This window comes from Sphaerisporangium sp. NPDC049002 (genome assembly GCF_040649355.1).
Lineage (GTDB): Bacteria > Actinomycetota > Actinomycetes > Streptosporangiales > Streptosporangiaceae > Sphaerisporangium.
In genome coordinates this window covers 31,193-38,748 of record NZ_JBEZFH010000046.1, presented here as the reverse complement: position 1 = coordinate 38,748, position 7,556 = coordinate 31,193, and the positions used below count along the sequence as shown (strand labels likewise).

Sequence of the window (7,556 nt, the reverse complement as noted above, 5' to 3'; positions counted from 1 at the left end):
CGGCCGGGGCCCGGCCCCCCCCCCCCCCCCCCCCCCCCCCCCCCCCCCCCCCCCCCCCCCCCACCCCCACCCCCCCCCCCCCCCCCCCCCCCCCCCCCCCCCCCCCCCCGCCCCCCCCCCCCCCCCCCCCCCCCCCGGCCCTTTTCCGGGGGCGTCGATTGACCGGTCCCGTGCTCCGATCGGCCGGTCCCGCGTTCGGAGGGGATCAGAAGGGCCCAGCGGGCGGTGAGGAGCGCCACCGCCGCCAGCAGGACGCCGGTGGCGGAGAGCGTCGGCCAGGCCCCGACCCCGGCGTGGGCGAGGACGCCGCCCAGGGCCGCGCCGGCGAAGCCCCCGATGCTGAACACGGCGTGGAAGGACGACATGAGCGGCCGTCCCCATGCCCGCTCGACCTCCACCGCGCCGGCGTTCATGGACACGTCGAGGCTGCCGTGGGCGGCGCCGAACAGCGCCAGCGAGGCCGCCAGCGTGATCAGGTCCGGCATCGCGGCCGGGAGCAGCAGCACGGCGCCCTGGGCCACGGCCAGGGGGACCATGACGCGGGCGCTGCCGTACCGGTCGACCAGGCGCCCGACGACCTGCATCCCGGCGAGCGCCCCCGCCGCGATGGCGAGCAGGGCGAGGCTGAACTGCCCGTCGCCGAGCTCCAGCCGTTCCTTGAGCGCGGGGATGCGGGCCGTCCACACGCCGATGGAGACGCCGGGGATCAGGAACATGACGTACACCGCGAGGCGGGCCCTGCGCAGCGCGGGGCCGTGTTCCGCCGGGCCGTGTTCTGTCAGGGGGGTCATGCGACGACGCGAACGGTGACACCGGCGGCGGTGAGCGCGTCGTGCTGGTCGCGGGGGATGCCGGCGTCGGTGACGAGCACGTCGACGTCGCCGGGCGGGCAGACCGTGGCGAACGCGGTCTGGCGGAACTTCGAGGAGTCGGCCGCGACGACGACGCGCCGGGAGGAGCCGATCGCGGCCTGCTTGACCGCGACGTCCTCCAGGTCGTGGGCGGTCAGCCCGTGCTCGGCCGAAAGGCCGCAGCAGCCGATGACCGCGGTGTCGAAGCGCAGGGAGCCGATGGTGTTCACCGCCAGGGGTCCGGTGATGTTCAGCTCGCCGTGCCGCACCTCGCCGCCGGGGAGCACCATCCGTATGCGCGGCGCGCCGCTGAGGGCCTGGATCGACTGGACGGACAGCGGGAGCACGGTCAGCCTGCGGTCGTGGATCTCCCTGGCGACCGCCAGCGCCGTGGTGCCGCCGTCCAGCACGACCGCCTCCCCGTCGGCGATCAGGCTCGCCACCTCGGCGGCGATGCGCCGCTTGCCGTCCGGCGCCTCGTGCTCGCGGACGCCGAACGGCGGCTCCTCGCCGCGCAGCAGCAGGCTCTGTGCCCCGCCGCGGATCCGCCGGGCCACGCCCTGCTGGGCAAGCTCGTCGAGGTCGCGGCGGATGGTCATCTCGGACACGCCGTACTCGGCCGCGAGCTCCGCGACCGACACGCTGTCCGATGTCATCAGGGCATCCATGATTGCCCGCAAGCGGTCCATGCGTTCATATGAACATTGTTGGTGTTCGTTTGGCAAATCAGGGAGACTGGGTGGCATGCGCGCGAGCCGGCTCCTGTCCCTTCTCCTGCTGCTCCAGACACGCGGCCGGATGACGGCCGCGGAGCTGTCGCAGGAGCTGGAGGTGTCGGTGCGCACCGTGTACCGCGATGTGGAGGCCCTGTCGTCCTCCGGCGTCCCGGTCTACGCCGACCGAGGGCCGGCGGGCGGCTACCAGCTCCTCGACGGCTACCGCACCCGGCTCAACGGCCTCACCGCCGAGGAGGCCTCTTCGCTGTTCCTGGCGGGACTGCCCGGCCCGGCCGCCGAGCTGGGCCTCGGCGAGGTGGCCGCCGCCGCCGAGCTCAAGCTGCTGGCCGCCCTGCCCCCCGAACCGCGCTCGCACGCCTCGCGCATGCGCGACCGGTTCCTGCTGGACGTCCCCGGCTGGTACCGCGACGCCGACGACGTCCCCCACCTCGGCGCCATCGCCGACGCCGTGTGGGAGGAGCGCAGGATCCGCATGCTCTACCGCCGCTGGGGCCCGGCCGAGGTCGTGCGGGAGGTGCGCCCGTACGGACTGGTACTGAAGGGGGGTTCGTGGTACCTGGTCGCGGCTCCGGACGACGCGCAGGCGCGCACGTACCGCATCTCGCGCGTCGTCTCGGTGGAGGTGCTGGCCGAGCGCTTCGCCCGGCCCGAGGGCTTCGATCTCGCGGACTTCTGGCAGACCTACGCGAGCGATTTCCGCGACCGCATGTACTCCGCCGAGGCGACCGTCCGGCTGGCGCCCGGGGCGGAGGGGCTGCTGCGGGTGACGGCGGGCACGCGGCCGGTCGACGCCGCGCTGGCGGACGCCGGGCCGCCCGGTGAGGACGGCTGGACGGTGCTGCGCCTGCCCATCGAGTCGGTGAGGCACGCCTGCTGGCTCCTGCTGCGGATGGGCGCGAGCCTGGAGGTGCTCGGCCCGCCCGAGCTGCGCGAGATGATGGCCACCGCCGTGTCGGAGCTGGCCGCGGTGTACGGCTCCGGCCCGCACGCCGGTGACGCCACCGCGTCGGTCACCCGGTCCGCGCCCCGCTGAGGCTCTCGTCGTACGGCTGGAACGCCCGTGCGGCGACCGCGTGGGGAGAGACCACGACGACCGGGCACCGGGCCCCCATGACGCACGCGGCGAGCACCGGGGTGGCGGCCACGGGGATGCCCGCCTCGGGCCTGCGGATGCCGAGCACGAGCATCGCGGCGCCCTCGCAGTGGTTGAGCAGCACCTGGGCCGGCGGGCCCTGCGCCACGATGGGCTCGATCGACGCCACCTGGGCGACGATGGCGCGGGTCTGTTCCCTGGCCGCTTCGTACTCGTCGTCGTGGGAGCGCCAGGAGCCCATCGGCGCGTACGAGGCGCGATGCTGGCCGGACCACTGCCAGGCGTGAACGGGCTGGATCACCGCGTCTCGCAGCCGGGCCTCGCCGAGGGCCCAGATCAGTGCGGCGTTGGCGGCGGGGGAGTGGCTCACGCCCACGACGATGCGTGGCCGAGTCGATTTGTGCGTCACGGGAACCTCCTCCTCACAGAGCATGGCGCGCCTGGAGTGACGTCCCGTCAAAGTGCCGGGAAAATCACCACTAAATGTCACATTTTCTGCACAGACCGCGACGGTGGTTTGTGAAGGGACATGTCCCGGCACCTGCCGCGAATCTACAAAGTAAAGGCGGTCGCCGGTGATCGAGGCGGCCGTACCGCTCAGGGCCGTACCGCTCAGGGCCGTACCGCTCAGGGCCGTACCGCTCAGGGCCGTACCGCTCAGGGCCGTACCGCTCGCCGCGACGAGGATCACGCCGACGGTCGCGCCCCGGCTCCCCGCACGGCGACCTCGATGCCGTCCAGGACGACGGCGAGTCCGGCCTCGAAGGTCTTGCGCGCCTCTCTTTCGAGGTAGGGCACGCTGTCGTCCCGCGCCGTGTCCGCGCGCTCGTCCTCGGCCGCCCGGAGCCGCATCCGGTTCACCATCGGGAACCGCTCGGCGAAGTCGGGCGCGAACCGCTCCAGCACGGTCGCGCGGGCGAGCCACCACTCCTCGTCGGACACCCCGGTCGCCGCCGGGGCCTGTCGTGACTCCGCGATCGTCTGCGCCGCGCCGCGCACGAAGTGGGACAGCGTCCCGGCCAGGCGCCGGAGCATCCCGGCGTCCAGCCCGGTCCCGTCAAGGATCCGCAGCAGCGTTTCGAGCGTGACGTACTCGTTGGGCCCGAGCACCGGACGCGCCTGGGACACCTGGAGCACCCAGGGATGGCGCAGGTAGAACGCCCAGGTGTCCTCGGCCCAGGCCGTCGTGGCCGCCCGCCAGCCCGCGCCCGGCTCGTACCCGGTGGGCAGCTCGGCCAGCGCCCGGTCGTACATCAGGTCGACCAGCTCGCTCTTGCTGGGGACGTAGGTGTACAGGGCCATGGCCGTACGGCCGAGCCGCTCGCCCACCGCGCGCATGGACAGCGCCGCCATTCCCTCGGCGTCGGCGACCGAGATCGCCGTGTCGACGATCAGGTCCACGCTCAGCCCCGGCTTGGGTCCCGGACCGGTGCGGACCGGCGCCGGCCCCGCCGCGCGCCACAGCAGGGCCATCGAACGGTGCGCATCGCCCTGTCCGGCGTAGACGACCACTTGCAACTCCTTATGGCATAAAGTAACTTTGCCGGGCTATCTCTTTACGCCATAAGGATATCAGGAGCGATCATATGGACCCCCATCCGTCCAGCCCGCCCCGGCGGGACGCCGCGGACAGCCATGGCGTGATCGAGGTCCGCGGCGCCAGGGAGAACAACCTGGCCGGCATCTCGCTGGACATCCCGAAACGGCGGCTCACCGTCTTCACCGGCGTCTCGGGGTCGGGGAAGTCCTCCCTGGTCTTCGGCACCATCGCCGCGGAGTCGCAGCGCCTGATCAACGAGACCTACACGACGTTCGTCCAGTCGTTCATGCCGAGCCTCGGCCGGCCCAACGTCGACGCCCTGCGCAACCTCAGCGCGGCGATCGTCGTCGACCAGGAGCGGATGGGCGCCAACTCCCGTTCCACGGTGGGCACGGCGACCGACGCCCACACGATGCTGCGCATCATGTTCAGCCGGCTCGGCACCCCGCACGCCGGCACCTCGGCCGCCTTCAGCTTCAACAGCGCCGAAGGCATGTGCCCCGAATGCGAGGGGCTGGGCCGGGTGTCGGACATCGACGTCGGCGAACTCGTGGACGTCGGCCTCTCGCTCAACGAGGGAGCGATCACCGTCCCCGGCTTCGCCGTGGGCTCGTGGTACTGGCAGATCATGGCCCAGTCGGGGTTCTTCGACCCCGACGTCAAGCTGAGGGACTACAGCCCCACCCAGTGGGAGGACTTCCTGCTGTACAAGCCCACCGCCAAGATCAAGGTGGGCAACGTCAACGCCGCCTACGAAGGCCTCGTCGTCAAGGTGCGGCGGATCTACCTCGACAAGGACCGCGAGTCGGCGCAGCCCCACATCCGCGCGTTCATCGACAGGGCCGTGAAGTTCACCACCTGCCCCGCGTGCGGCGGCACCCGGCTCAACCCCGCCGCGCTGGCCTCCACCATCGACGGGCGCGACATCGCCCAGTGCTCGGCCATGCAGATCGGCGACCTGGCCACCTTCCTGCGGGGCATCGAGGACGCGTCGGTCGCGCCGCTGCTCGGCACGTTGCTCGACACCCTGGACTCCCTGGTCGAGATCGGCCTCGGCTACCTCAGCCTCGACCGCGAGTCGGGCACCCTGTCGGGGGGCGAGGCCCAGCGGGTGAAGATGGTCCGGCATCTCGGCTCCAGCCTGACCGACGTCACCTACGTCTTCGACGAGCCCACGGCCGGGCTGCACCCGCACGACATCCAGCGCATGAACGACCTGCTGCTGCGGCTGCGCGACAAGGGCAACACCGTCCTGGTCGTCGAGCACAAGCCCGAGGTGATCGAGATCGCCGACCACGTGGTCGACCTCGGACCGGGGGCGGGTCCGGCCGGGGGACAGGTCTGCTTCACCGGCGACGTGGCGGGGCTCCGGAGGTCCGGCACCCTGACCGGGCGCCACCTGGACAACCGGGCCCGGCTGCGCGAGCGCGTACGGACGCCCGGCGCGCGGCTGCCGATCACCGGCGCCCGCCTGCACAACCTCAAGGACGTGAGCGTCGACATCCCGCTCGGCGTGCTGACCGTGGTCACCGGCGTGGCAGGATCGGGCAAGAGCTCGCTGATCCACGGTTCCCTTGCTCACCGGGAGGACGTGGTCGTGGTCGACCAGTCCGCGATCCGCGGGTCCCGTCGCAGCAATTCGGCGACCTACACCGGCCTGCTCGACCCGATCAGGACCGCCTTCGCCAAGGCCAACGGGGTCAAGGCCGCCCTGTTCAGCGCGAACTCCGAGGGCGCCTGCCCCACCTGCAAGGGCATCGGCCTGGTCTACACCGACCTCGCCATGATGGCCGGGGTGGCCTCGGTCTGCGAGCAGTGCGAGGGCAGGCGGTTCACCCCCCAGGTGCTCACCTACAAGCTACGCGGCAAGGACATCAGCGAGGTGCTGGCCATGCCGGTGGCCGAGGCGCTCGGCTTCTTCCCCTCGGGCGCCGCCCGGGCCATCCTCGACCGGCTGGACGCCGGGGGCCTCGGTTACCTCGGTCTCGGGCAGCCGCTCACGACCCTGTCCGGGGGCGAGCGGCAGCGGCTCAAGCTGGCCGTCCGCATGGCGGAGAAGGGCACGACGTACGTGCTGGACGAGCCGACCACCGGCCTGCACCTGGCCGATGTGGGACGGCTCCTGGCCCTGCTCGACCGGCTCGTGGACGACGGCGACACCGTCATCGTCATCGAGCACCACCAGGCCGTGATGGCCCACGCCGACTGGCTGATCGACCTCGGGCCGGGAGCCGGCCACGACGGCGGCCAGGTGGTGTTCACCGGCACGCCCGCCGACCTGGTCTCCCAGGGGGACTCGCTCACCGCCCGGCATCTGCGCGCCTATCTGAAGGGCGCCGCGGCCTAGCCGGCCCTTTTCACCCATGGAGGATTCAATGGAGCTGGCCGTCTCGTTGATCACGGTCACCGGTGTCAGGCGCGTCACCCCGCACATGGCGCGTGTCACCTTCGACGCGGGCGAGGTCGCGGGCGCGATCGGCGATGAGCCCGACCAGCAGGTGAAGCTGTACTTCCCGAAGCCGGGTCAGGCGGTGCCCCGGCTTCCTGAGCCGGGCGGAGACTTCGGGCGGTGGTACGAGGCCTTCAACGCGATCCCCGAGGACGAGCGGCCGTGGACGCGCAGCTTCACCATCCGGGCCCGCGACCGCGAGCGCGGGACGGTCGACATCGATTTCGTGCTGCACGGGGATGGGGGCCCGGCGGCGCGGTGGGCGGGGTCGGCGCGGCCCGGTGACGTCCTCGGGATGTTCGGCCCGTCGGCGATGTTCGCCCGGCCTGTCCCGCTCAGTGCCGCCATCGGCGCGAGCGACTGGTTGCTGCTGGCCGGGGACCAGGCGGCGCTGCCGGCGATCGGCACGCTGATCGAGGCCCTGCCCGAGGGCTTCCGGGCGGTGGCCTGCGTCGAGGTCGCGGACGCGGCCGAAGAGCAGTCGTTCGCCACGCGCGGTCAGGTGAGCGTGCGCTGGGTACACCGCGGCGAGGTTCCGCCCGGGAAGGGCGACGCCCTGCTCCACGCCGTGCGCGCGGTGGAGTTCCCCGCAGGGAGGGTGTTCGCCTGGCTGGCCGGCGAGGCGGGCACCGTGCGCGCGCTGCGACGGCACCTGGTCGGCGACCGCGGGGTGGACAAGCGGTCGATCGACTTCACCGGATACTGGCGGCTCAAGCTGACCCAGGACGACGCCCCCACCGAGCAGGACCTCACCGACGCGGCGGAGTTGCTGGCACGCGCGCGGGAACTGTCGGCGGAGGCCCGGGGCAACGGCTGAGGCGGGTGATGACGCCGCCCATAGCGGGCCGGCCGGCCGGGGGCCGGCTCGCGCGAGGCCGCTCTCGGA

The 7,556-nt window shown here is 72.7% G+C and carries 7 protein-coding genes; 3 read left to right on the top strand and 4 right to left on the bottom strand.

Annotation, left to right across the window (positions count from 1 at the left end; genetic code table 11):
* On the bottom strand, nt 1-791 hold a 791-nt coding region (locus AB0B89_RS12710; RefSeq protein WP_358551640.1), incomplete at its 3' end, for an MFS transporter.
* Nucleotides 788-1,540 carry a DeoR/GlpR family DNA-binding transcription regulator gene (locus AB0B89_RS12705; protein ID WP_358551638.1) on the bottom strand — a complete coding sequence of 251 codons (753 nt, stop codon included), beginning with the start codon at nt 1,538-1,540 and terminating at the stop codon, nt 788-790. The genes AB0B89_RS12705 and AB0B89_RS12710, both read right to left, overlap by 4 nt.
* 55 nt (nt 1,541-1,595) lie before the next feature.
* Between AB0B89_RS12705 and AB0B89_RS12700 the strand changes: the two genes are divergently transcribed.
* A complete protein-coding gene (locus AB0B89_RS12700) occupies nt 1,596-2,621 on the top strand; it encodes a YafY family protein (protein WP_358551636.1) in 1,026 nt (341 codons plus the stop codon).
* Here the strand turns inward: AB0B89_RS12700 and AB0B89_RS12695 are convergent.
* Together AB0B89_RS12695 and AB0B89_RS12690 are read right to left on the bottom strand one after the other, a co-directional pair.
* Entirely contained in the window at nt 2,599-3,114 is a 516-nt protein-coding gene (locus AB0B89_RS12695) for a universal stress protein (protein ID WP_358551634.1), read from the bottom strand. The genes AB0B89_RS12700 and AB0B89_RS12695 overlap by 23 nt on opposite strands.
* A 254-nt stretch (nt 3,115-3,368) precedes the next feature.
* Nucleotides 3,369-4,193 (bottom strand): TetR/AcrR family transcriptional regulator, encoded by an 825-nt coding sequence (locus AB0B89_RS12690; protein WP_358551632.1) that lies wholly within the window; start codon nt 4,191-4,193, stop codon nt 3,369-3,371.
* Between the two features lie 74 nt (nt 4,194-4,267).
* Between AB0B89_RS12690 and AB0B89_RS12685 the strand changes: the two genes are divergently transcribed.
* On the top strand, nt 4,268-6,568 hold the full coding sequence (locus AB0B89_RS12685; protein WP_358551630.1) for an excinuclease ABC subunit UvrA: 2,301 nt from the start codon (nt 4,268-4,270) through the stop codon (nt 6,566-6,568).
* A gap of 28 nt (nt 6,569-6,596) precedes the next feature.
* On the top strand, nt 6,597-7,487 hold the full coding sequence (locus tag AB0B89_RS12680) for a siderophore-interacting protein (protein ID WP_358551628.1): 891 nt from the start codon (nt 6,597-6,599) through the stop codon (nt 7,485-7,487).
* Nucleotides 7,488-7,556: the final 69 nt, after the last annotated feature.

Excerpts from the sequence above, each read along its gene's own strand:
- AB0B89_RS12705 (WP_358551638.1), bottom strand. The coding sequence starts at position 1,540 with ATGGACCGCTTGCGGGCAATCATGGATGCCCTGATGACATCGGACAGC.
- AB0B89_RS12700 (WP_358551636.1), top strand. The coding sequence starts at position 1,596 with ATGCGCGCGAGCCGGCTCCTGTCCCTTCTCCTGCTGCTCCAGACACGC.
- AB0B89_RS12695 (WP_358551634.1), bottom strand. The coding sequence starts at position 3,114 with ATGCTCTGTGAGGAGGAGGTTCCCGTGACGCACAAATCGACTCGGCCA.
- AB0B89_RS12685 (WP_358551630.1), top strand. The coding sequence starts at position 4,268 with ATGGACCCCCATCCGTCCAGCCCGCCCCGGCGGGACGCCGCGGACAGC.
- AB0B89_RS12680 (WP_358551628.1), top strand. The coding sequence starts at position 6,597 with ATGGAGCTGGCCGTCTCGTTGATCACGGTCACCGGTGTCAGGCGCGTC.